Source organism: Thalassospira sp. A3_1, from assembly GCF_017744215.1.
Taxonomy (GTDB): domain Bacteria; phylum Pseudomonadota; class Alphaproteobacteria; order Rhodospirillales; family Thalassospiraceae; genus Thalassospira; species Thalassospira lucentensis_A.
Map to the genome: position 1 here is coordinate 1,188,178 of NZ_JAGHQQ010000002.1, position 21,661 is coordinate 1,209,838.

The 21,661-nt window shown below is 54.7% G+C and carries 19 protein-coding genes; 12 read left to right on the forward strand and 7 right to left on the reverse strand.

Features of this window, described 5'->3' with window-relative positions:
- The first annotated feature begins 51 nt into the window (after positions 1-51).
- The 6 genes from J7395_RS12715 (at position 52) to rnd (ending at position 5,847) form a co-directional block, all read left to right on the forward strand.
- On the forward strand, positions 52-1,149 hold the full coding sequence (locus J7395_RS12715) for an AI-2E family transporter (RefSeq protein ID WP_097050684.1): 1,098 nt from the start codon (positions 52-54) through the stop codon (positions 1,147-1,149).
- 7 nt (positions 1,150-1,156) lie between these two features.
- A complete protein-coding gene (locus tag J7395_RS12720; RefSeq protein ID WP_082832684.1) occupies positions 1,157-1,903 on the forward strand; it encodes a DnaA/Hda family protein in 747 nt (248 codons plus the stop codon).
- An 89-nt stretch (positions 1,904-1,992) separates the two neighbouring features.
- Positions 1,993-2,529: a RimK/LysX family protein gene (locus J7395_RS12725; protein ID WP_062952403.1), complete on the forward strand. Its 537-nt coding sequence runs from the start codon at positions 1,993-1,995 to the stop codon at positions 2,527-2,529.
- Positions 2,530-2,590: 61 nt separating this feature from the next.
- Entirely contained in the window at positions 2,591-3,496 is a 906-nt protein-coding gene (rimK, locus tag J7395_RS12730) for a 30S ribosomal protein S6--L-glutamate ligase (RefSeq protein WP_062952404.1), read from the forward strand.
- 3 nt (positions 3,497-3,499) lie between these two features.
- Positions 3,500-4,588, forward strand: a complete 1,089-nt coding sequence (locus J7395_RS12735; RefSeq protein ID WP_082824792.1) for a succinylglutamate desuccinylase/aspartoacylase family protein — start codon at positions 3,500-3,502, stop codon at positions 4,586-4,588.
- Positions 4,589-4,677: 89 nt separating this feature from the next.
- Positions 4,678-5,847, forward strand: a complete 1,170-nt coding sequence (rnd, locus tag J7395_RS12740) for a ribonuclease D (protein ID WP_114111509.1) — start codon at positions 4,678-4,680, stop codon at positions 5,845-5,847.
- An 82-nt stretch (positions 5,848-5,929) separates the two neighbouring features.
- Here rnd and J7395_RS12745 read toward each other — a convergent pair whose 3' ends face one another.
- Positions 5,930-6,790 carry an SDR family oxidoreductase gene (locus J7395_RS12745; RefSeq protein WP_209221683.1) on the reverse strand — a complete coding sequence of 287 codons (861 nt, stop codon included), beginning with the start codon at positions 6,788-6,790 and terminating at the stop codon, positions 5,930-5,932.
- A 106-nt stretch (positions 6,791-6,896) separates the two neighbouring features.
- On the opposite strand from J7395_RS12745, the gene J7395_RS12750 reads away from it, so the two are divergent.
- On the forward strand, positions 6,897-7,811 hold the full coding sequence (locus J7395_RS12750; protein ID WP_209221684.1) for a LysR family transcriptional regulator: 915 nt from the start codon (positions 6,897-6,899) through the stop codon (positions 7,809-7,811).
- Here the strand turns inward: J7395_RS12750 and J7395_RS12755 are convergent.
- From J7395_RS12755 to J7395_RS12765, 3 genes are all read right to left on the reverse strand, one after another.
- The gene (locus J7395_RS12755; protein ID WP_209221685.1) at positions 7,808-9,052 is read right to left on the reverse strand and encodes a DUF1835 domain-containing protein; all 1,245 of its coding nucleotides are present in this window, start codon (positions 9,050-9,052) and stop codon (positions 7,808-7,810) included. The genes J7395_RS12750 and J7395_RS12755 overlap by 4 nt on opposite strands.
- 136 nt (positions 9,053-9,188) lie before the next feature.
- Positions 9,189-10,685: an exopolyphosphatase gene (ppx, locus tag J7395_RS12760; RefSeq protein ID WP_062952413.1), complete on the reverse strand. Its 1,497-nt coding sequence runs from the start codon at positions 10,683-10,685 to the stop codon at positions 9,189-9,191.
- Positions 10,686-10,718: 33 nt separating this feature from the next.
- Positions 10,719-12,866 (reverse strand): RNA degradosome polyphosphate kinase, encoded by a 2,148-nt coding sequence (locus J7395_RS12765; RefSeq protein ID WP_114111506.1) that lies wholly within the window; start codon positions 12,864-12,866, stop codon positions 10,719-10,721.
- A 194-nt stretch (positions 12,867-13,060) separates the two neighbouring features.
- On the opposite strand from J7395_RS12765, the gene J7395_RS12770 reads away from it, so the two are divergent.
- The 4 genes from J7395_RS12770 (at position 13,061) to J7395_RS12785 (ending at position 17,591) form a co-directional block, all read left to right on the forward strand.
- The gene (locus tag J7395_RS12770; RefSeq protein WP_062952415.1) at positions 13,061-13,597 is read left to right on the forward strand and encodes a histidine phosphatase family protein; all 537 of its coding nucleotides are present in this window, start codon (positions 13,061-13,063) and stop codon (positions 13,595-13,597) included.
- Positions 13,598-13,843: 246 nt separating this feature from the next.
- Complete coding sequence (gene aspS / locus J7395_RS12775; RefSeq protein WP_209221686.1) at positions 13,844-15,631, forward strand: aspartate--tRNA ligase; 1,788 nt, start codon at positions 13,844-13,846, stop codon at positions 15,629-15,631.
- Positions 15,632-15,774: 143 nt separating this feature from the next.
- Positions 15,775-16,695: an SPOR domain-containing protein gene (locus J7395_RS12780; protein WP_209221687.1), complete on the forward strand. Its 921-nt coding sequence runs from the start codon at positions 15,775-15,777 to the stop codon at positions 16,693-16,695.
- A gap of 2 nt (positions 16,696-16,697) precedes the next feature.
- Positions 16,698-17,591, forward strand: coding sequence for a DUF1849 family protein (locus tag J7395_RS12785; RefSeq protein WP_062958972.1), 894 nt, complete (start codon positions 16,698-16,700; stop codon positions 17,589-17,591).
- An 83-nt stretch (positions 17,592-17,674) separates the two neighbouring features.
- On the opposite strand, the gene J7395_RS12790 is transcribed toward J7395_RS12785, so the two are convergent.
- Positions 17,675-17,992 carry a metalloregulator ArsR/SmtB family transcription factor gene (locus J7395_RS12790; RefSeq protein WP_062952419.1) on the reverse strand — a complete coding sequence of 106 codons (318 nt, stop codon included), beginning with the start codon at positions 17,990-17,992 and terminating at the stop codon, positions 17,675-17,677.
- 467 nt (positions 17,993-18,459) lie between these two features.
- On the opposite strand from J7395_RS12790, the gene J7395_RS12795 reads away from it, so the two are divergent.
- Positions 18,460-19,389, forward strand: coding sequence for a histone deacetylase family protein (locus J7395_RS12795; RefSeq protein ID WP_209221688.1), 930 nt, complete (start codon positions 18,460-18,462; stop codon positions 19,387-19,389).
- A gap of 2 nt (positions 19,390-19,391) precedes the next feature.
- On the opposite strand, the gene J7395_RS12800 is transcribed toward J7395_RS12795, so the two are convergent.
- Entirely contained in the window at positions 19,392-20,576 is a 1,185-nt protein-coding gene (locus tag J7395_RS12800; RefSeq protein WP_209221689.1) for an O-antigen ligase family protein, read from the reverse strand.
- On the reverse strand, positions 20,563-21,594 hold the full coding sequence (locus J7395_RS12805) for a glycosyltransferase (RefSeq protein WP_209221690.1): 1,032 nt from the start codon (positions 21,592-21,594) through the stop codon (positions 20,563-20,565). The genes J7395_RS12800 and J7395_RS12805 overlap by 14 nt, the downstream gene beginning before the upstream one ends.
- Positions 21,595-21,661: the final 67 nt, after the last annotated feature.

Sequence of the window (21,661 nt, forward strand, 5' to 3'; positions counted from 1 at the left end):
GGCGGGCATCATCAAGGCAGCATGACAGCGAAACAAGGGGGTTAAACGGGCATGACCATCCGGCAGCAGGCACGTTTCTGGCTGATTTTCATTGTCGGTTTTTTCCTACTGATCTGGTTGTTTTCCAGCATCCTGTTGCCGTTTGTTGCCGGGATGGCAATTGCCTATTTCCTTGATCCGCTGGCCGACCGGTTGGAAGCGCGCGGATTTAACCGGACGCTGGCAACCACGGTTATCACGGTTCTGTTTTTCCTGATTTTCATTTTCGTCCTGTTGCTCATCGTGCCGATGATCGGCAACCAGCTTGCCGGTTTCCTTGAAAGGCTGCCGGGCTATATCGATACGCTGCGCAATACCATTCTGCCCCATATCCAGCATATCGTTGACCGGGTTGCCCCGGAAACGCTGCAAAACATATCGGACTCGGCCAAGGGACAGACGGCCAATGCCATCAAGTGGGTTGGCAATATCCTGACCAATGTGTTGTCGGGCGGGTTGGCGTTGCTGAATTTCCTGAGTTTGCTGTTCATTACCCCGGTTGTGGCATTTTACCTTCTGCGCGACTGGGACAAGATCGTTGCCAAGGTCGATGGCTATCTGCCGCGCCGTTCGGCAAAGGATATCCGACAGTGCGCGCGCGAAATCGATGAAACCCTGGCGGGCTTTGTACGCGGGCAATCGACGGTCTGCATGCTGCTGGGGCTTTTCTATGCGATTGGACTAAGCCTTGTGGGGCTGGAATTCGGCTTTGTCATCGGCTTGATGACCGGGCTTGTATCCTTTGTGCCCTATGTCGGGATGATTGCCGGTTTTGCCGTCGGAATGGGGGTCGCGCTTGCACAATTCGGGGTCAGTGTCGATCTGGCGCTGGTGGCCCTTGTGTTCGGGGCGGGGCAGTTGATGGAAGGCAATTTCCTGACGCCGAAGCTGGTCGGCGACAAGGTTGGTCTGCATGCGGTCTGGGTGATGTTTGCCTTGCTGGCCGGGGGGGCGGTTTTCGGATTGCTCGGTGTGATGCTGGCCGTGCCGGTGGCCGCTGTGATCGGTGTGCTTGTGCGATATGGTTTAAGGCAGTATCTGGGGAGCCGGTTATATGATCACGGCCCGGATAACCCGGCCTATGATCCGTTAAAAGACGCCGAGAATTGAGTTCACAGTGACCCGCGCGATCAAAAAGACGACCATGGACGATACGCTGGCGGCACCCGAAAAGGGGCCGGATGGTGGATCGCCGGAATTTTCGCCGCAGCAATTGCCGCTGGCGCTGGAACTGCGCCCGGCATTGGGGCGGGCCGATTTCATGGTCGCTGATTGCAATCGCGAAGCCGTTTCCTGGATCGATCACTGGCCCGATTGGCCGGTGCCCGCCCTTTGCCTTTATGGTCCGCGCGGATCGGGCAAAAGCCACCTTGCGGAAGTATGGCGGGCACGCTCGGCCGCGTTAAGCGTATCGGGGCATGATCTTGTCGGGGCGAACCCGGACGTGCTTCTGGGCGATGCCACCGGGCTTGTGATCGAGGATGCCGATCTTGGCCTCGACGAGACGGTGTGCTTCCATCTTTATAATATGCTCAAGGAACGCGGAGGGCATTTGCTGATGACCGCACAGCAACCCCCTGCGCGCTGGAAAGTCGATCTGCCGGATCTGAAATCACGGCTGGGTGCGGCACTGGTCTGCGAGATTTCTCCGCCCGATGACGACCTGATGGTCGGACTTCTGATCAAGCTGTTCGCCGACCGGCAGATGGCACCAAGCCCGCAGATCATTGCCTATATCCTGCCGCGGATCGAACGCAGCTTTGTCGCGCTGACCGAACTGGTGGCAGCCATTGACCGGCAGGCATTGGCGCAAAAGCGGGCGGTGACATTGCCGCTGGTCCGCTCTGTGATGGATGCTCAATAAATCCCGATCCCGGGCAGACGCATTTTCGATAGGCGATGCAAGCTGTTAGGCGTTATATTGGCCCGATTGCAAATTACCGGATAGTGCATGTGACGACGCGCAAGACCAAGGTTAAACCGTCCCTTAAATCCAAGACCGATGCCCTGATCAGTGCGGGGCATGTGCTGGGCTGGCGCGAATGGATCGGATTTCCGGATTTCGACGTACCCTTCATGAAGGCCAAGGTCGATACCGGCGCGCGGACATCGTCGCTGCATGCGTTGAATCCGCGTGTCATTGATCGCGATAATCAAAAATTCGTAAAATTCATCTTGCCGCATTACCGCGGTGACGGGCATGGTCGTATTGAGTGCATGGCACCGCTGGTTGAAACGCGCGAGATTCGCAGTTCAAACGGCGAGGCCGAAGAACGCTATGTCATTTCGACCCATATTGCCGTCGGGCATCATAAAATCCGGGTCGAAATTTCACTGGCAAACCGTTCGTTGATGGGCTTTCCCATGCTGTTGGGGCGGACCGCGATGAAGGCAGGAAGATTTTTGGTTCAACCGTCGAAATCTTATCTGGCGGGGAAACCGGAACAGGTTTATACGGCGCTGAAATCCGACACTGTTTCGGAACAATGATCCGACGCTGTCGTTGAACTTTCGACACATTCAGTAACGCTCGACCACGGGAGTCCATTGCATGAAGATCGCAATGCTTGCGCGCAATCCTAATCTGTACTCCCACAAACGGCTGGTCGAGGCGGCCGAAAGTCGCGGGCACGAAATCGATGTGATCAACACGCTGCGCGTCACGATGAACATCACCTCCCTTAAACCCGAAGTCTATTACGGCGGCCAGAAGCTGAGCGGCTATGACGCGGTGATTCCGCGTATCGGTGTTTCGGTGACGTTTTTCGGGCTGGCGGTGTTGCGCCAGTTTGAAATGATGGGTGTTTATCCGTTAAACGAATCCGTCGCGATTGGCCGGTCGCGCGACAAGCTGCGCTCCCTGCAGATCCTGTCGCGGCGTGGTGTTGGCCTGCCGGTGACGGCCTTTGCCCATGATCCGAAAAAAACCGACGAGGTTCTTTCCATCGTTGGCGGTGCGCCGGTGGTGATCAAGCTTCTCGAAGGCACTCAGGGCATTGGCGTGGTTCTTGGCGAAACCGAAAAATCCGCCAAATCCGTGATCGAGGCCTTCCGTGGTGCCAATGTCGATATCATGGTGCAGGAATTCATCAAGGAAGCGGGCAATACCGATATTCGCTGCTTTGTGATTGGCGGAAAGGTCGTTGCCAGCATGGAACGCAAGGGGGCCGAGGGCGATTTCCGGTCCAACATTCATCGCGGCGGTTCGGCGCGGTCCGTGCGTATTACTCCGCAGGAACGCGCAACAGCAGTTGAAGCCGCCAAGGCGATGGGGCTAAATGTCTGTGGTGTCGATATTCTTCGCTCCAACCACGGTCCGGTGGTGATGGAAGTCAATTCATCACCCGGTCTGGAAGGCATCGAAGGCGCAACCGGCAAGGACATTGCCGGGATGATTATCGATTTCATGGAAAAGGATTACCGCCCCGGCAAGGTGCGGACCAAAGGCAAGGGATAAACTGTGAACGAGATCGGGAAAAAAGTATCCAAAGCCAAATCGGCAAAGGTAGCCAGAACCCCGGACTTCGAGATTGGCGGCAAAAAAGTCCCCGCCGGGACCCGCCAGATCGTTGATATTCCGATCTCGCTTTTATCCAATCACACGCCGGTCAATCTGACGGTCAATGTGGTGCATGGCAAACGGCCCGGTCCGGTTCTGTTCGTCAGTGGTGCCGTGCATGGCGATGAAATCGTCGGGGTGGAGGTCATCCGCCGCGTTCTTAAATCGCCCGCCCTTCGCGGCATGCATGGCACGTTGCTGGCGGTGCCGGTCGTCAATGCGTTCGGCTTTTTGAACCATACGCGCTATCTGCCTGACCGCCGTGATCTTAACCGGTGTTTCCCCGGTCATTCGGCGGGATCGCTTGCCGCACAGCTTGCCCATCTTTTCCTGACCGAGATTGTCGAAAAATCCGACTTCGGCATTGATCTTCATTCGGCAGCCGTGAACCGCGTCAACCTGCCCCAGATCAGGGTCAATGACGATGATCAAGACATTATGGCCTATGCCGAGGCTTTTGGTGCGCCGATCATCCTGACCAGCCCGCTTCGTGAAGGATCGCTGCGTCAGGCCGGCAAAGAGGCCAAAGTCCCGATCCTGCTCTATGAGGCGGGCGAGGGGCTCCGATTTGATGAAATGTCGATCCGGGCCGGGGTTTCGGGGGTTTTGCGTGTGATGCGCAAGCTTGGCATGACATCGGGCCGCTCCATCCGCGACCCGAAAGTTGCCCCCTTCAAATCATCCAGCAGCCATTGGCTGCGCGCACCTGTCGGCGGGATTTTGCGGACGTTCAAGATCGCGGGCGAATTTGTCCATGAGGGCGACGTGGTCGCCGCCGTTTCCGACCCGTTCGGTCTTCGCGATGCCGAGGTGGTGGCGAAACATGCCGGGCTGATCATCGGGCGGACCAATCTGCCCATCGTCAATCAGGGCGATGCGCTTTTCCATGTGGCGGCGATCAAACGGTCATCGGAATTGCAGGAACGCATGGATGCCATCGAAACCCATCTGCAATCCGATCCGTTGCTTGACGAGGATGAAATCATCTGAGGCGGCGGGTTTTCCGTGATTTTTACGCATGATAGCTGCCATATCGAAGCTACTGGCGGATCACGCCCGGCAATGTTATAGCAAGGTTTATGGAACCAATTACAAATACAGAAGAACTGCGCGCGTTGTGCGAAAAGCTCCGGCAGTTCGAATATGTCACGGTCGATACCGAGTTCATGCGCGATTCGACCTATTGGCCGCAGCTTTGCCTTGTGCAGTTGGCAAGCCCCGAAGCATCCGATAATGGTGCGGCGGTTGATCCGCTGGCCGAGGGCATTGATCTTGCCCCGCTGTTCGACCTGATGCAGGACGAAAGCGTGGTCAAGGTGTTTCACGCCGCCCGTCAGGATATCGAGATTTTTGTCCATCTCAGCGGCAAGGTCCCGCACCCGGTATTCGATACCCAGGTGGCGGCGATGGTGCTTGGCTATGGTGATCAGGTCGGCTACGAGACGCTGGTCAACAAGGTGGTGCGCAAGAATATCGATAAATCGATGCGCTTTACCGACTGGTCGCACCGCCCGCTTTCGACCAAACAGCTAAGCTATGCGCTGTCGGATGTGACCCATCTTCGCGTGATTTACGAGGCGTTCCATGAACGGCTCGAAGCCAATGGTCGTGCCTATTGGCTGGCCGAGGAAATGGAACGCCTGACCGATCCGTCGATCTATTCGATTGATCCGAAAGAAGCATGGCTTCGGCTTAAAACCCGCTCCAACAGCCCGAAATTCCTGGCGGTGGCGCGCGCGCTTGGCGAATGGCGCGAGACCGAGGCACAGCGCAAGAACCTGCCGCGAAATCGCGTTCTGCGCGATGATACGCTGCTTGATATTGCCGCCCGGCAGCCATTGACAGACAAGGATCTCGACAAGACCCGCGGTGTCGGTCGCAATTTCGGCAGCAGCAAACCCGGTCAGGCGATCATCGAAGCCATCCAGGCCGCCCTTGATAGCCCGCAGGAAGACTGGCCGCAGCCAAAACTCCGCCCGGACCTTCCTGCCGGGATCGGCCCGACGGTGGAGCTGCTTAAGGTGCTGCTAAAGCTCTGTTCCGAGGAAAAGGGCGTTGCCCAGCGTCTTGTGGCATCCAGCGACGATTTGCAGAATATTGCCGCCGATGACAATGCCGACGTGCCGGCAATGCATGGCTGGCGGCGCGAGCTGTTCGGCCAATATGCCCTCCAACTCAAGCACGGACAGATCGGGCTGAAGCTCAAGAACGGCGAAGTGGTATTTGTCGAGCTTGAAGCTCAGGACTAAATCCCGCGATCCAATCGCAGACATGAAAAAACGGGCCAGATTTGGCCCGTTTTTCGTTTTGTCCATTTTTGACTGCAGCGGATTATTTCAGCGCCGCTTTCAGGAAGTCCGCCGTACTTTGCGGTGCACGACCAACAACCTTGGCGAAATCATCGCTGGTTTGTTCATAATCGCCATTACGCGTGCCGACATACATGCCGCTGAGCGCCTCGATCAGATGGTCGGGCAGGCCAAAGCTTGCCAGAATGCCGGTATGGACTTCGGGCGGCAGATCGACATAACGGATATCCTTGCCGGTTGCGTCGGCAATGATGGCGGCGATATCGGCAAAGCCGATCGGCGTACCCGAAAGGTCATAGGTCTGATTGACATGATCGGACGGATTGGCAAGCACGGTGGCGGCAGCTTCGGCAAGGTCATTACGCGGAATATAGCTGACCTTGCCATTGCCGGCAGGGGCACCAAAATCACCGGTTTCAAGCGCATGCGGAACACCCGCCATCAGAAGATCGGTATAGAAGCTGTTGCGCAGCAAGGTGAAGGACAGGCCGCTTGCCTTGATATAGCTTTCCGTGTCGGCATGGATGGCGGCATAGGTGAACGGGCTTTCGGGACGCGCATCGATGAAGCTGGTATAGACCAGATGTCTGACACCGGCGGCCTTGGCGGCATCAACCGCGGTCCGATGCTGTTTGATGCGGGTTTCAACATCGGTCTCACCCGAAATGATCAGCGCGATATCAATGCCCTTGAACGCATTGGTCATCAGGGCAAGGTCATCAAAATCGCCATGGCGGACATCAATGCCTCCGGCGGCCATTTCCTGTGCCTTGGCAATATTGCGCACGCTGGCCGCGATCTGGCTGGCCGGGACGCGGTCCAGCAGATGTTTGACAACAAGGCTTCCGAGCTGGCCGGTGGCGCCGGTAACGAGGATTTTCATGGTTTCATTTCTCCGGTAATCGGTGGTGGGCATTGGCCCGTCAATGAAATGAAACTGCACCTGATTTCCCATATGATCAATTCGATCAAGGTGATAGTATTCATGCATGAATATCGATGAATTGGACCTTGATTATCGTCTGCTGCGGCTTTTCCTGACGATCTATGACGAAGGATCGGTAACCGCCGCGGCCAATCGCCTTGGCGTCGGTCAACCGACGGTCAGCCACGGGCTTGACCGGTTGCGCCAGATTGTCGGCGATCCGCTTTTTGTCCGGTCGGGGCGGGGCATTACGCCGACCGCCCATGCCGATGAAATGGCCGGGCGGGTGCGTATCCTGTTGCAGGATTTGCGTAACCTTGCCCGCGTTGATGCCTTTGATCCGAATGATCCGGCGCAATCAGCCCGCTTTGTGATCGGCACCAACGATTACGAGGTGGCGGTGATCATGCCCGAACTGTTTCGCATCATCCGCGGCTATGCCGCCGATATCCGGCTTCGGATTTTGCCGATCCATGGCGATACCAACGTGATCGACCGGCTGCGCAGCGGCCAGCTTGATCTGGCGATTGGCCTGCATATGACTGAAAATGTTGGCGATGTCGCGCAGCAGACCCTGTTTCGTGAACATATGGCCTGCTTTTACGATGCCGATTGCCATGACGTGCCACCCGATACGCTGGACCGGTACTGCAACGTGCCCCATGCCCGTGTGATCATCGGTAATAACGATCATTCGGCGGTGGACGATGCATTGCATGCCATCGGGCGCAAACGCCGCACGGTTTTGCAGGCATCAACCTTCGCCAGCATCGCAAGCCTCATCCGCGGGACGGACGTGATCGCATCGCTGCCATCGCGGCTTGAACGCAATGTTATGGCGGGATTTGCCAGTTGCACCTTCCCGCTTGATTTCCCCGAATACAGCTTTGCCCAGTCCTGGCATGTGCGCAACGCCGCCAGCGCCCCGCATAAATGGCTGCGGGGCGAGATTTTCAGGGTAACGCGAAAGCTGGTTTAAGGTCCTTTCGCACCGCTAATCCGGATGCCGCCAACCCATCGTTCTCCGGTGTAAAATTCCATGAAATTCCGCGTGCCGGAAAGGACTTCGTTGCCGGTCTCGGAAAGCGACAGGGTACGGTCCGGCCAGGGCGTCTGGCTCGGGTCTTCGGGGAAGGTGAAAAGCGGCATTTTCGCCCGGCCCATATCAACAAGCACATCCCAGAGCATCAAATCGCCCAGAAACGGCAGCGGGTCATAACTTCGCATCAGGTGGCCAAAGATTTTGCCCGCTGTGATCGGCCCATGATCCCGGATGATTTGCAGCGTCAGTTTCTGCGTCAGGCCAAGACCGCTTTTGGGATCGGGCAATTCACGCAGATGCCGATCAAGGGCCGTGATCATGCAGGGGATCGGCGATTGGCCGTTATCGATGATGGCGCGTAGCGCATCGGGGGTTGAGGCACGGATCGCGGGCCAGACCGTTTGACCGAATGTCAGCATGTCATCCGAAACCGGCGCACGGGCATTTTCCCAGCACCAGATCAGCAGTTCGGGCGAAAGCTGACCAAGGCCGATGAAACGCTCAACCCCCGGCACCCGATCCACACAAATCAGATCAAGCCGCGTTCGCGGGCGGAGTGTGGCGATGAAATCAAGCAGGAAGGCCAGGATCAGTTGATCGTAGCTGTCATGTTCAAACCACAGCACGACATGATCATAATCGCCCAATGTCGCCAGCCCGGCATATTCGCGTTGCAGGCGGGAAAGCGCATCGGGAAAATCAATCCGATAGGACGATGCGATAAAGCGTGCCCGCGTTTCGATGAAGTCGGGCAGGGGCATATCGGGCACCGGTCCCTGACAGAACGGATCGGAAAACTCCATGAAGGCACCAGCAAAACCTGCCAGTTCAAGGCCATGTCTGATGTCCGAGCCGCAGCGCAGATGCAGGGTTTGCGGGGTATCAAGCGTTGGCAGATGCCCCGATGCAATCTGGCGCTGATGTTCGGTAATCCGGTCGATATGGGATTTCAGTTTCGGCCAGCTGGCAAAGCCGTTTTCGCGCGCGATGACAAGCTGGCTATCGGCCAGTTGCAGATCATCAATGCTTTTGCCGGGCAGGTGGGTCGCAATCCGGGTTTGGGCATCGGCCTGTTGGCTCCGGGCGGATTTCAGCAGTTCCTTGGCGCGCTTGCGCTGCTGTTCAAGGTTCAGACGGCCGTCAAATATTCTGGATTTCGATGTGCGCGAAGCAGACATACGATTCCCCTGTGCTTAAGCCTGTGTCCGCCAGACAGGCAAGGAAACCGTGTGGTTTATATGTCATCTAAGACCGGGCGCAGCCCTTTCCGCGGACGGGGTGCTTCGGGAAGCAGCCCCAGCATAGCATGCCCGGTCAGGGTTGGGGAAGCTGATCGACGATGACGACCTGGCTTTCGCAATCCATCAGTTTGGCAAGTTTTGATAAACGCTGTTCGACGACTTCACCATTCAGGGCCGCGAAATCCCTGTGCATCTGAAGCATGAGGACCTTGTCCTCAAGCACAAGCGCCGTACCGGGCAGGATGCCCTCGACCCCGCCTGAAAGCGTATGGCCAAGGCGGATGGCGTGACCGTAAAGGCGGCCGATATTGCGCGTATCATCGTCAAGCAGCCGGTCACTGGATTCGTCACCCTTGAAATTACCGGTATAGCGCGACCCGATGGTATAGGCGAGGAACACCCGGTCATGATGGTTCAGATCAAGATAGGGGTGATGCAGGATACGGTTATAGCTCTGGATCGCACGGTAATCGGGATGTTCGTTCCAGCCGACATCGCCGATGATGCAGGCGGCAAGGCGCAACCGGCCCAGATTTCCCGGTTGTTCGCGGAAGATCGGTGCCGACCAGCGATAAAGTTCCTCGCCATGCTGATGGAAACGTTCGCCGTCTTCGGCAAAGCTGAGACAGGCATCAAGCAACGGGTCGCGTTCGCGCAATTCGTCGGGCAGGGCTTCATACATCCAGCCTTCGCGCAGGCCATGGCTCGAAAAGACAACTTCCTTGGCCTGCATGCGTTCAAGCAGCATGTTCATGACAAGGCCCGCATGCGGCAGGCTATCGATACGGCGTTTGGAAACACCGCCAACCTTGTCAAGCGACACACGGCTTTGCTGGGATATGATATGCGTCAGTTCGGCGATTTCGGCACGTGGCATGGTCAGATTATGCACGACCGAAATCGGATAGTTTTCCTGCGCGATATAAAGCTTGGCAATCGAACGCCACGAACCGCCAACCGCAATCAGCGGTTTGCCCGCACCTTCATGCAGCCAGTCGACCGTATCAAGATGGGTTTTGACCTCTGCCTCAAGCCGGGCACGATCTGCGCCGAATACCGCATGCAGGCGCATGGCGCCCAGGGGGACGCTGACGCTTTTTTTGATCTCGCCTTCCTCAAGCAACACCAGTTCAAGCGACCCGCCACCGATATCCCCCATGATGCCGGTGGCACGACGATCACCGGAAATAATGCCAAAGGCCGAAAGACGGGCTTCTTCAAGCCCGTCAATCACCTTGACGGTCAATCCGGTTTCCGCATGCACGCGATCACAAAATGCCTGCCCGTCGCTGGCCGCACGGACGGCAGCAGTGGCAAGGATATCGACACGTGTGACCTTCATCGCACGCAACAGCCGGGCGAACCGCCGCAGGGCAGCGGTTGCCATTTCAACGCCTTCGGGGTTCAGCCGTCCGGTATTTTCCGGATCACGGCCAAGGCCGCACATCACCTTTTCGTTGAAAATCGGGGCCGGTGCGCGTGTCATGCCATCAAACACAACAAGACGCACCGAGTTCGAGCCAACATCAATGATGGCAATACGGTTGGAAACCCTTTGGTCAGTCAGCATGCGGTTGGTTGAACCTGTCTAGGTATGCACTCGTTAATCATCAAGCTGCAGCACGGGAACATTCGGATCTTCCTCGCTAAGCGCGCTGCCGCGGCCTGAAAGTGACGGGTTGGTCATGAAATACTGATGAGAGGAGAATGAATTTTCGTCTGCTTCGCACCGCTCATATGACCCATCGGGCTGCAGGTACCAAGCCTGCGCCGTATCTTTCAGATTTGCAATCATGATCTGTTCGACAATCTGGCGTTGGCAAGTGGGGTTTTCCACCGGAACCAGCGTTTCGACACGACGGTTAAGGTTGCGCGGCATCCAGTCGGCGGATGAAATAAACGCCTTGGCCTTGCGCGATGGCAGTTTCGCGCCGTTTGCAAAGACGACAATGCGCGAATGTTCAAGGAACCGACCGACGATGGATTTAACGCGAATATTTTCTGACAAGCCCGGCACACCCGGCCGCAAACAGCAAATGCCGCGCACCACCAGTTCGATATGAACCCCGGCCTGGCTGGCACGATAAAGCGCATCAATCACCACCGGATCGACAAGGCTGTTCATCTTGGCCCAGATGCCCGACGGTTTGCCCGCCTGACAATTTTCGATCTCGTGATCGATATGGGCAAGCAGGGTCGGGCGCAATGTATGCGGTGCAATGGCGATTTTCTCAAGCGAGCGCGGGGTGGCATAGCCAGTCATGAAATTAAAGATACTGGCCGCGTCACGCCCCAATGCCGGATCGCACGAGAAGAACGAAATATCGGTATAGAATTTCGCGGTGATCGGGTGATAGTTGCCGGTCCCGAAATGCACATAGGTCCGAAGCCCGTGGCTTTCACGCCGAACCACCAGCGACACCTTGGCATGCGTTTTCCAGTCAAGGAAACCATAAACCACCTGACAGCCCGCACGCTCAAGATCCGCCGCCCAGCGCAGGTTGGCTTCCTCGTCAAAACGTGCCTTAAGCTCCACCATGGCCGTAACCGATTTGCCGGCCTCGGCGGCGGCAATCAGGGCCTTGACGATCGGGCTGTTTTCCGATGTGCGATAAAGGGTCTGTTTGATCGTGACAACATCGGGGTCACGTGCGGCCTGCAACAGGAACTGCACAACGACGTCGAAATCTTCGAACGGGTGATGAACGACGATGTCCTTTTTGCCAATCGCGGCAAAGCAATCACCGCCAAAGTCGCGCACCCGTTCGGGATAACGCGCGCCATATGGCGGGAACAGCAGATCATGATGCAGATCGGAATCGATCAGTTGTTTGACGTCAACAACACCCAGAAGACCATCAACCTTGACGACTTCCTCAGGTGCGACCGAAAGTTCATCGACCACGAAATCCAGAAGGTCTTCGGGCATCTTGGCATTGACTTTAAGCCGGATGATGCTGCCGCGGCGACGGCGTTTCAGGGCGGTCTTGAAAACACGCACCAGATCTTCGGCTTCTTCTTCAATTTCAACGTCCGAGTCACGGATGACACGGAACAGGCCATGTTCGATCATGTCGAAACCGGGGAACAGCTTATCCAGATAAAGAACAATCGCCTGTTCCAGCGGAAGGTAGCGTTCGGTGCGGCCCGGCAGACGCAGGAAACGGCCGATCTTCGGCGGCACCGGGATTAGGCCGCGCATGTTGTGACCATCCGCCGGGTCAAACAGCTGCATGACAATCGCAAAGCCAAGGTTCGGAATGAACGGGAAGGGATGCGACGGATCAATGGCAAGCGGTGTCAGCGTCGGGAAGATTTCGCGCATGAAATAGCCATCAAGCCATTTGCGGTCCGTCTGCGTCAGATCTTCCGGTCCGATCACGGAAATGCCGTGCTTTTCCATCTCGGTGCTAAGCTGCTGCCAGATGCGCTGCTGATCCTGCATCAACTGGTTGGCATCATAGGTGATGGCGCGAAGCTGCTCGGACGGGCTCATGCCATCCTGGCTGACTTTGGTCATGCCTGCGCGCAACTGCCCGACCAGACCGGCAACGCGAACCATGTAAAATTCGTCAAGGTTGCTGGCGGAAATCGACAGGAAACGCACGCGTTCCAGCAACGGGTGACGTTTGTTTTGTGCCTCTTCAAGGACGCGACCGTTAAAGGCCAGCCACGAAAGTTCGCGGTTTATAAAGCGCTTGTCCGAATCAAGTGTGATTGCGCTTGATTGAATAACGGCGGCGTGGGTCACGCTATGCCTCCTGCGAAAGTGGGTTTGTGTCCTTGAAATAAGGCGACAGGCCCCGGTTGCGATTGGAGTATAGGATAACTGCTTGTCGGGGTGCAATTTTCTTAAATTTTTAAGTCAGTTTTTATGATGGCTTCACAGCGCCCTATGTGACATGCAAAAGTCTGCCTTTCGCGAGATTACCGGATACCGATTTTATGAAGACACTGCTCCTGCTCAGGCATGCAAAATCAAGCTGGACCGATCCATCCCGATCCGATCATGACCGGGAACTGAACCGGCGCGGTGAACAGGCAGCCCCGGTGATGGGGCGCTACCTGCAGGATCAGGGACTGGTGCCCGATCTGATCTGGTGTTCGACCGCGGCACGTGCCGTGCAGACACTGACGTTGCTGGGGCGCGATTTTGCAAGCACGTCAGACGTGATCTATAACGAAGACCTCTATATGGCGAGCGAGAAGGTGTTGCTTGACAGCCTTGTCCAGACTCATGACGAAGCGCGTTGCGTGATGATGGTCGGCCATAATCCGGGGATGGAGGATTTCGCCGCACAGCTGTTTGGCGATGGTGACGGCGAGGCGTTGTTGCAGATGAAGCGCAAATTTCCCACCTGCGGGCTTTGTCAGTATGAATTTGACGTTGATCACTGGGCGGATGTCCGCCCCGAAACCGGGCGTCTGATCCGCTTTGTGAAGGTCAAGGATTTGCAGGGCATCGGTGCGCCGCCAACCTGAAATTCCGGCCCGCAATGCAGACCATTGCGACGGGCACTTGACGGCAGGCCTTTGGCAGCGTTTTATACCGCAGAATTTCAAGCGCCGCGTCGCGCAAACAGACAGATCACCCGATTTGACCGCCCCGAATTGACCGGGGTGGTCGGTTTGCGGTGCTTTTTTGTTTGACAGCGCGGTGCAGCCATGCACCTTTGCGCCAAATTTGCGGCCCGAAATACCAAGCATACAAAGCAACCTGGAAAGACCATGCATCCTTATCGTTCACACAATTGTAATGCGTTGCGCGCCTCTGACGCCGATGCGGAAGTGCGCCTGTCCGGCTGGATCCACCGCAAGCGCGACCACGGCAACCTTCTGTTTGTCGATTTGCGCGACCATTACGGCATCACCCAGATCGTGATCGACATTTCAAGCCCGCTTTTCGCGGTTCTTGAAAAGTCGCGCGCCGAAAGTGTGATCACGGTGGATGGCAAGGTCGTCAAACGGACCGCCGAAACCGTCAACCCGAACCTGCCGACCGGCGAGATCGAGGTTTACGCGTCCAATATCGAAGTCCAGTCGTCGGCCGACGTTCTACCGATGCCGGTATTTGGCGATGCCGAATATGGCGAGGAAATCCGCCTGCGTCACCGTTACCTTGACCTGCGTCGCGAAAGCGTTCATTCGAACATCGTTCTGCGTTCGCGTGTGATTTCGGCGATGCGTCAGAAAATGACCGCACAGGGCTTCCTTGAAATCCAGACCCCGATCCTGACGGCAAGCTCGCCGGAAGGTGCGCGTGACTTCCTGGTACCGTCGCGCATGCATCCGGGCAAGTTTTATGCCCTGCCGCAGGCGCCCCAGCAGTTCAAACAGCTTCTGATGGTTTCGGGCTTTGACCGTTACTTCCAGATCGCACCGTGCTTCCGCGATGAAGACGCCCGTGCCGACCGTTCGCCGGGCGAGTTTTATCAGCTCGACTTCGAGATGGCCTTTGCCACCCAGGACGACGTGTTTGACGCGATCGAGCCGGTTCTCCATGACATCTTTGTCGAGTTCGGCGGTGGTCGTGACGTTACGCCGCTTCCGTTCCCGCGCATTCCGTTTGATGAATCGATGGCGAAATACGGCTCGGACAAGCCCGACCTTCGCAACCCGATCATCCTGTCTGACGTGACCGAGGCCTTCCGTGGTTCGAATTTCGGCATCTTTGCCTCGAACATCGAAAAGGGTTCGGTGGTTCGCGCCATTCCGGCACCGGGGGCCGCAGGCCGCCCGCGCAGCTTCTTTGACAAGCTGAACGCCTGGGCACGCGAAGAAGGTGCGGCTGGTCTTGGTTACATCGTTTATGATGAAACCGGCGAAGCCAAAGGCCCGATTGCCAAGAACCTTGATGCCGAACGTATCGCGAAAATCAAGGAAGTCACCGGCGTTGCCAATGGCGATGCGGTCTTCTTTGCCTGTGACAAGGAACTGGCTGCTGCGAAATTTGCCGGCAAGTCGCGCGACAAGGTTTGTGATGAACTGGGACTTCGTGAAGACGGCATGTTCAAATTCTGCTGGATTGTTGATTTCCCGATGTACGAGGAAGACGACGACGGCAAGATCGAATTCAGCCACAACCCGTTCTCGATGCCGCAGGGCGGTCTTGAAGCCCTTGAAGGCATGAACCCGCTTGATATCAAGGCGTGGCAGTATGACATCGTGTGTAACGGTATCGAACTGTCGTCGGGTGCCATTCGTAACCACCGCCCGGACATCATGTACAAGGCGTTCGAGATTGCCGGTTATGGCAAGGACGTCGTTGATGACCGCTTTGGCGGCATGATCAACGCGTTCAAATTCGGCGCTCCGCCGCACGGTGGTTCTGCCCCGGGTGTTGACCGTATCGTCATGCTTCTGGCTGACGAGCCAAACATTCGCGAAGTCATTGCCTTCCCGCTGAACCAGCAGGCGCAGGATCTGATGATGAATGCCCCGGCCGAGGTCGATGACCGTCAGCTCAAGGAACTGCACCTGCGTGTGCAGCTTCCGCCGAAAATCAAAAAAGACTGATTGCTGTCTTTGACGTTAAAAAACGGTCCGGAAATTTCCGGGCCGTTTTTGTTTGTCTATTGACCCTCGATACTTACGTAATCTTAACCCGTCACAATCAACATTCACCGTGGAACAATTTATATCCTGCGGGGGATGACGTTTTGAAAAAGATACTTGTGGTGGCGGCACCGCTGGCACTGGCGGCGTGCGGTGGTCCGGTGGAACTTACGGTGGCCAAGCTGGCCGGCGATCTGATCAGCTATGTCACCACGGGCAAAAGCACCACGGATCATGCGGTCTCGGCCGTTGCCGAACGCGATTGCGCCCTGCATCGCCCGTTATTTGAAGAAGACGTCTGTCAGGACAATGTCCTGCTGGATGATGCCGTTGCCCTGGCCGAGCCGGGCGCACCATCGATCAAACAGAAAATCCGCGACGCCGAACCCGCAATTTATGCCGTTAACGCGCCCGGCGAAGACTGGTCACAACCCAAAGCCGGTGCCCGCACATCGGCCGTGATTGTCAAAACCGATCTGCCGCCGCGCCCGGTGATACATGACGAAGTGTCGCATGACGAAGCGACCGTTGCCCCGGTCGAAATCGCAAGCGCACAGGACCAGTTCACTCCCGACTATAACCGTACCCCGCTTCGAAACGAGGGCTCCCTTGACCCGCAGGGCGAAGCCGATGCCGCAGTTGCCGGGTATGTTGCCGCGCCAAAGCCGGTCGCACCGATTGCCGAAACCCAAACCGCCGCCCTGACTGACACCGGCATCATGACCGACGAGGTCAGCGTGATCGCACCGGAAACCACTGCGCATGACAAGCTTGTTGCAGTGCCGCTTGCGGGGGACTATGTAGTATTGGCAAGCTTTGCCGATCAGTTGCGCGCGCAAAATGTCCTGTCGCTTTACAGTGAATATCAGCCGCGTCTGATCAGTGCGACGGTCAAGGGCCGCGAATATCTTCGTGTCGCGGTTGGTCCGCTTTCGCATGAGCATGCAAAAGATTTACGCCATCTTGCTGCCAAAAAGGGTGTCAAAGATCCCTGGATTGTCGAGATCGACGCCGCCGGAGAATAGATTTGCCAGTTATTACGGTTTGTCCTGAAAATCGACAGCGTTCCGTCTTCGGGGCGCTGATCTTTTGTGTTGCTCTGGCGGGTTGTTCCGCGCAGGCGGGGCAATCTTTTGCCGCCGGTCCCGCCGGTTTTGATCCGGCGCATGTGCGCAAGGCATCCGATACCCAGACGGAACTGGTTCCGCATATGGCGGAATATCGTTTTTCGATGGTCTCGTCGGATGTTGGCAGCTCTGTTGTTGGCGTGCGCGGTGCGCTGGGCTACCGGTTTGAAAAGGTCTGTGATGGCTGGATCACCGAGATGCAGCATCTGATGATCCTTCAGGGGGCAGAAGGGGGCGCGATCAATTCCGCCTATTCGATGACCCAGTGGGAAAGCTTTGACGGATCGAAATACCGCTTCCGCATGCGCGATTATCTGGATGGTGTGCAGGTGGACGAGGTTGTCGGCGATGCGGTGCGCGACAAGGACAAGGTTCTTGTCACTTACGAAGTCCCGGTCGAAATCACCGAGGAACTGCCGGCCGATACCATGTTCCCGACCCAGCATTCCGTAACCCTGCTGAAACGTGCGCTTCAGGGCGACAAATTTGCCAATGATCTGGTCTTTGACGGCAGTGGCGATACGCCGACCAACCGGATTGCCGCGGTGATTTCGGGCGCGAAACAGGCGCAAAATAATGCCGAGGATGCCGATAACATCGCAAGCCAGCCCTATCACAGCCTGAACCTGGCCTATTATCCGCTGGGCGAGGCTGAAAATGGCCCCTCGACCGAGATCGCGGTTGATTTCGGGGAAAATGGTGTCGCCCACGAACTGCGAATGAATTACGGCAGCTTCCGGGTGCGCGGTGATCTTCAGAAAGTGACACGCCTGCCAGCCCCCGAATGCGGCTAGGTCTGTTTCGGGTGTTTAAGAACAACGCAAAAAAGCCTGCCGGGTTTCCGACAGGCTTTTTTGTGGGGGAAGTTCCATAAATCTTAGGCGGCGACGGCGCTGCTGTCGTCGCGGCAATACAGATCATAAAGTGTCTTGATGACGGTGACGGCTTCATCGCCTTGCAGCGAATAAAAGATCGTCTGTGCTTCGCGCCGGGTTTTTACCAGCTTGTCACGCCGCAATCTTGCAAGATGCTGTGACAGGGCAGACTGGCTCAGTCCGACAATGCGTTCAAGTTCACCGACTGATTTCTCGCCTTCGTTCAGTTGGCAAAGAATCATAAGTCTGCTCTGATTGCTCATGGCCTTCAGAAGCGCGCTGGCTTGCTCGGCCTTTTTTTCGAGATGGTTAAGTTCCATTTGGCTCCCTTTAGCCTGGCCATATTCGGCTTTTGTCCCAACTGGGGCATCGGGTGTATCACATTCGTGGTGATAATCTCCGATGGGATATCCCCGATTTTTTCCAACCAACGAGGTCTTTGTGCCTCAAACCCATTAATGAAATTCAAGAATGGGAAGATTCCTATTCTCAAGTATAACATTAAACTGTCAAGACACTCTTTGTCTTGTGAACAGAGATTATGGCGATATTTCGTTCTGAGTCACCGAGTATACAATAGACAGTTCACGCGGTGATTTTGGACCAGTCATTCAAGTTCAAAACTTGCAGTCTTTGACTGATTTATGATGATCTAGAACAAGGCAGCGGATAACTTTGGCTGTCACGATGAAATAATAATAATCAGGATCGTGGTCAATAAGGCCAGTCAGCCTGTAAAGATTCGATATATCTGACGTGCATCTATTCAGGAAGGTTTCCGGAAAACATGGCGACATTATTTGTCACTCACCACAGTTGCATCGACCATGATCCGGGACCGGGCCATCCGGAACAGCCTGATCGCCTTCGCGTGATCCAGCGGGTGCTTGAAGCCGAGGAATTCATGTTCCTGCACCGCGAAGAAGCCCCAAAGGCCGATCTTGACCTGATCAAAAAGGTCCACGATCCGGCCTATGTCGACCGTGTCATGGCCGCCATCCCGCAAAGCGGATATGAAGCCCTTGATGGCGACACCTATGTGTCCCCCGCCTCCGGCGATGCCGCGCTGCGTGCCGCAGGTGGCGTTTGCGTCGCGATCGATGCCGTGATGGCCGGGCATGAACGCAATGCCTTTGTTGGGGTACGCCCGCCGGGCCATCATGCGGAATATGACCGGGCCATGGGGTTCTGCCTGTTTAACAATGTCGCGGTCGGTGCGCGATATGCCCGCGATGCCTATGGCATCAAACGCGTTGCGGTGATGGATTTCGATGTTCATCACGGCAATGGCACGCAGGATCTTTTCTATAACGATCCCGACCTGTTTTATTGCTCGACCCATCAATGGCCGCTTTATCCCGGCACCGGCGCCCCGGATGAACGCGGATGCGCCAACAATATCCTCAATGTCGGCCTGACCGCCGGGGCGGGGACGGCTGAAATGAAAGAGGCCTTCGAACAATCGGTTTTGCCCGGCATTGTCGCCTTCAAACCGGAACTGCTGATCATTTCGGCCGGTTTTGATGCGCATCGCAATGATCCGCTGGCGGGCCTTTCTTTTGTTGAAAGCGACTTCGTCTGGATGACCGAACAGCTCCTCGGCCTCGCGGGCGAGGTCTGCGACAACCGCGTTGTGTCAGTCCTTGAAGGCGGATATGACCTGCCGTCCCTGGCAGGTTGCGTTGCGGCGCATGTGCGAACCCTGATGACCTCCTGAAGTCATTCAATAGAGGGTTGCTGCGCTTGTTGCTTTTGTTCGCGGCGGGATTTAATCGAATGCCCGATAATAATCGTAACCGGAACCCACAGGATATACCATAACTCACCCGGAGATTTGGAGACTTGGGCAAGGTCGGTTAATCCGCCGATAACGGGTACGCATAGCAAACCAAGATGAAATGCCTTTGTGGTTCTATCTTCTGTATTCAAAGCAGCCCAAGCGAGCTGCGCAAACAACGCCAGAAGAAGAAAAAGCCCGATTGCACCGCCGAAAAATGCCGAGGATACATATATGCTGTGGGGGAATTTCTGTTCGATCGCCCCGAAGGTATTCAAGCTTGCCAGGCCATTACCGATGATTGGGGCATCCTGAATATATTTCCATGCATCCATCCATATTTCAAAACGCCATGGGTTTCTGGAAAGTGATTGAATAACCTGGTTTTGGATTTCGTCACTGATAAGGAAAATTGAAGCAATCGAAAACAGTATTCCAACTGCGCACCTACGAACAACTTTTCCAGAAAAAATTGAAAATATGATACCGATGCAAAGTAAAGTCAGAAGTGGCCCTCTGCTTTGGGTGAGTATTACAAATAACACACAGGAAAAGCAAATCGTAGCGTAGAGTATTTTGTCTTTGTTTTTTGTTGATATTTGGGATTGATAAAAGGATATGCAGAACCCAGTCAATACAACTAAGCTTCCCAGTATCGGGTGCCTGGTTTCAGCCCATCCCGTCAACCTATCGCTCAGTGTGTGCGTATCTACTCCATAAAATAAAAAAGTAGATATCAGTGTGTTTATAAGCACCGCGTAAGGTAGAATTTTGAAAAGTAGATTCTCCCACTTGGTGTGGTTTGAAAAGAAGTATGCAGCAGAAAATAGAAATATAAGATTAACTATTGATCTCGTTATGTATTTCTTGATGTTAAATTCTGGTTGATTTACTCCCCATGATATCGACAGGAGAAACCATATTATCAATATGACGCCGGTAATGAATGTCTTGTCTTTAAAAAGGCTGGTGATCTCCTCTTTGTTCTTAAAAGTTATTATCAAGAACGCCGGTATTATGATTGCATAAAATATTATCGCCCACATTGGTGTTGGGTGAATTAAATATCCGGATGTCAGGAAAAAACAAAAAGAGAACGGGAATACGTGTTCTTTAATGGTGTTCATTATATGTATTCTTGATTATGTTATCGGCAATGATTTTTTCGTTGAATTTTCTATGATATTCATGCCATGAGCGCTTCGCAATATTCTGTCTTTCTTTGTCATTGTCGATAAAATAAGAAATTTTTGTAATAAGCTCATCCTTATTTGAGAAAAATGCCATCTGGTCTTCTTCGAAATCGTCGTTCAAACCCGTTGCTCTGTCTACGAAAGTCAAAATTCCATTACCGACGGTCTGAGCAATTCTGTCAGAGGAATATAGATAGGCATCATTTCTACGGCTGAAATTTAAACTCATAGAAGTTTTGCTTAGGTATTTATCGTATTCTTCGCATGTTATGCGGGGACTTGTGTAGCCAGGAAATGATGCTCTTATTCTTGAGCTGGACTTTGCAATATCATCTAAAAGATCCTGAACAATATAATCTTCTCCACAAATATTGCGGATCTCGTTAGGTGTTCCTATCGCCATGCCGAAGTCAAAAGACAGTTCCTCACGGGAATATTCAAAGTTCCGGTGACGTTCAATGCTCATGTCAACCGGATTTGGCATGAAATAAGTACGGTATTTCCCCTCAGACAATTTGGTCAATAGAGGTCCGTCCGTTGAGCAGAAGGTTGCATCAACAAGATCGATCTTGCTTTTTATCCGTCCCACATTATCTGAGGAGAATAATGGATCAACATTCCATTGGGCTATTTTGACACTTGGCAACTTTTCTTTGATTTTTTCCAAGGTCGAGCGAGTAATCATATCAGCGTGGCCGAATACAATCATATCAGGCTCGAATTTCTCAACAACCTCGAGCAATTTTTTATTTAATTGCGGAATCCCAAATTTCCTACTTCTGAATATGTTCAGAAGCCTGGCCAAGTCTCTGTCCCCAAAGGGTAAAACATTATGCCCCAAGCGCGTAAAGCCGTTGGTAATCTTATAAGGTACGCCATAGTAACCGGGTACCTTGGGCGTTAAGCTGTAATTTGTGACATGCAATATGCGCAGGCGGGAAATATCAAGCAATTTGTATACTCTGCAGCAGTTTCAAAGGCACCATATTCTCAATATCGTGGAAGTTAAAAGATATTCA